Origin of the sequence: Andreprevotia sp. IGB-42 (assembly GCF_009848685.1) — a bacterium.
GTDB lineage: Bacteria > Pseudomonadota > Gammaproteobacteria > Burkholderiales > Chitinibacteraceae > Andreprevotia.
Window position 1 is genome coordinate 1 of record NZ_WXTX01000037.1, and the last position, 2,671, is coordinate 2,671.

Sequence of the window (2,671 nt, forward strand, 5' to 3'; positions counted from 1 at the left end):
ATACAGCGTGAACTGGGTGAGCTGGCTGGCCGGGTTGGTGATGGTGGCCAGGTTGCCCTGGGTATCGTAGGTGTAGGTGGTGATCTTGCCGCTGGGGTCGGTGCTGGTGGCGACTTGGCCGAAGTTGCCGTACGTCCAGCGCCATGCCCTGGTGCTGCCCGCGCTGGTGACGGTCTTGCTCTTCAGGTTGCTGGTAACGGCGTCGTAATCGAAGGTGGTGACGCGATTGGGCTCGGTCACCGTGGCTGGCAGGCGCCAGGTGGGGTGCCAGACGGTGGTGATGGTGCGGGCTTGGGCGGTGCCGAAGGCTTCGGTACGGCTGGTTTCCAGGTTGCGGGCCAGGTCGAACGCATACTTGGTGACGTTGCCGTTGAAGTCGGTACGGCTGGCGACGTTGCCGTTGGCGTCGTAGGTGAGGCCGTTGCTGGCTGCTGCGCAGCCGGAGCCGCCGGGTTGGCTGTTGCCATCCAGCAACCATGAGCCGGCACGCTTGCTGAAGGTGTAGCGGCGGACGGTGCCGAGTGGATCGGTTTCGTCCGTCCAGCGCGGGCCAACGTTCTGGTCACCGCCGAAATCGAGGCTAGTCTTGTCCAGCCCGCCAGCCAATTCCGAAGAAATGGCCTGGCCTGCGGCATTGAAGCGCCAAGTGACATAACGGCTGCCGTTTTCGTCCCGAATGCCAGTCAGCAGGTAAGGATTGTTGCTGTCTTCGTAAAAGTACTGACGCTGGCTGGCATCAGCGTAAGTCACACTGGTGAGGCGGCCTTGGGTGTCATAGCCATATTGAACTGCATTGAGTACACCATTGACTGAAATACTGGTTACATGAAAATTGTCACCATAGTTGAATATCAACCTATGACCAAAACCATCATTGATTTGCTGGACGGTACGATCACCATTATAGTCGATCTTGATTTCCTGCCCGGTAGCAAAAACCACCTTATTCAATCGCCCATCCGCCGCGTAACTCTCAGTATTCAATGTATCTTTCACAACAAAGCCGGTGACATCGCCTTGCGCATTCTTGCTGATTTCCAGTGAATACGAATTACTTCCCTGAACAACGCTAGGCCGGCCATCCAGCTCGAAGCGATAACTTTTGCCATCATCACGTTCCAGCAGGTAATAAGCGGGTGTTACGGCCACCTCCTGATTGACCCAGTCCGGATCAATGTCATTCACATATGCAGATGAATAAACGGACGGAGCAATAAAGACGACACGACGTTGCAGCGGCAAACGCCAACCTCTGCCTACGCCCAAGTCAACCAATAGTCCATTGCTGTTGTAAGCACGTGCAAATGTTTGCCCAAGCGCCCAGATGAAATCGGGTTCCGTCTGAAAACTGTTACCAGATGCCGTGCTGATCGGATCACCAGACCTTGGACATGTCAGACCTGCATCCGGATCAGCATCATAAGGAGCAAAACAACTAGCATTGGCTGGGCAAGATGGCTTGAGTTCACATATGCCAGTGCGCTTACTAAGATAGTATCCCGCATTACATTTAGGTCGGCAGGTATGGCTGACTGCACCTTGAAACATGCCCTCCGGGCAAACAGGATCACACCCCTTAGTCCAGTCCCCGTTGCCGATCCATTGTTCAAAATATCCGCTACCGCGCTTGCCCAACCCATCCGTCCAATAAAGATAGAACCCTGAGATCAGCCCTTCCGGAACATTTGGATAATTAGCGTAATAGGAAACCCGATAACCTACGCTCGACGAAGAAATATCGGACCAACAGTAAGGCGTATACTCACGGCAATTAAGGGCCGCATAAGCGACATTACTTGCATGCGCAGCTTGGTCACCACATATATACCCAGCTTTCGCCGCCCACCATGTACGCTCGTTAGCCGATGCATGACCTGAAATACTGATCAGCTGAATAACGAAAAGCAGAACTAGGGCTTTGATTGAAATATTGGTCATTTAGTTACTCAACATATTGAATATATGAAGCATGAATTTTCCAATGCACGCTCAGGGCTGCGTAAGCGTATTCGGCAAATTGCGTTGTGTGGCAGCAGCGGCGAGGCCGGTGGCCAAAGTGCCATCCGGGTCGTAGCGGTCTTCGCGCTTGAGGCTGCCGTCGTTGTTCAGCTCGTAGTGCACCCGGCCGTTGCGGTTGTCGCGGATGTCGGTCAGCCGGTGCGCGGGGTCGTAGTCGTAGCTGAGGCTGCTGCCGTCGGCAAAGTCGATGCGCTTGAGCTGGCCAACCAGGTCATAGGTAAAGGTGGTCAGCTCGCTGCCGGTCTGGCGCGTTTTAAGGCGGTTGCGCAGGTCGTAGCTGAAGGTGGTGACCACACCGTTCGGGTCGGTCATCGATTTGAGGTTGCCGTTGGCGTCATACAGCGTGAACTGGGTGAGCTGGCTGGCCGGGTTGGTGATGGTGGCCAGGTTGCCTTGGGTATCGTAGGTGTAGGTGGTGATCTTGCCGCTGGGGTCGGTGCTGGTGGCGACTTGGCCGAAGTTGCCGTAGGTCCAGCGCCATGCCCTGGTGCTGCCCGCGCTGGTGACGGTCTTGCTCTTCAGGTTGCTGGTAACGGCGTCGTAATCGAAGGTGGTGACGCGATTGGGCTCGGTGATGCTGGCCGGCAAACGCCAAGTGGGGTGCCAGACGGTGGTGATGGTGCGCGCCTGTGCAGTACCGAAGGCTTCGGTA

1 protein-coding gene and 1 pseudogene are annotated in these 2,671 nt (G+C 55.7%); both read right to left on the minus strand.

Features of this window, described 5'->3' with window-relative positions:
* On the minus strand, nt 1-1,938 hold a 1,938-nt coding region (locus IGB42_RS21745), incomplete at its 3' end, for a DUF6531 domain-containing protein (protein ID WP_174764253.1).
* A 51-nt stretch (nt 1,939-1,989) separates the two neighbouring features.
* A pseudogene (locus IGB42_RS21750) lies at nt 1,990-2,671 on the minus strand (RHS repeat protein); the annotation flags it as partial.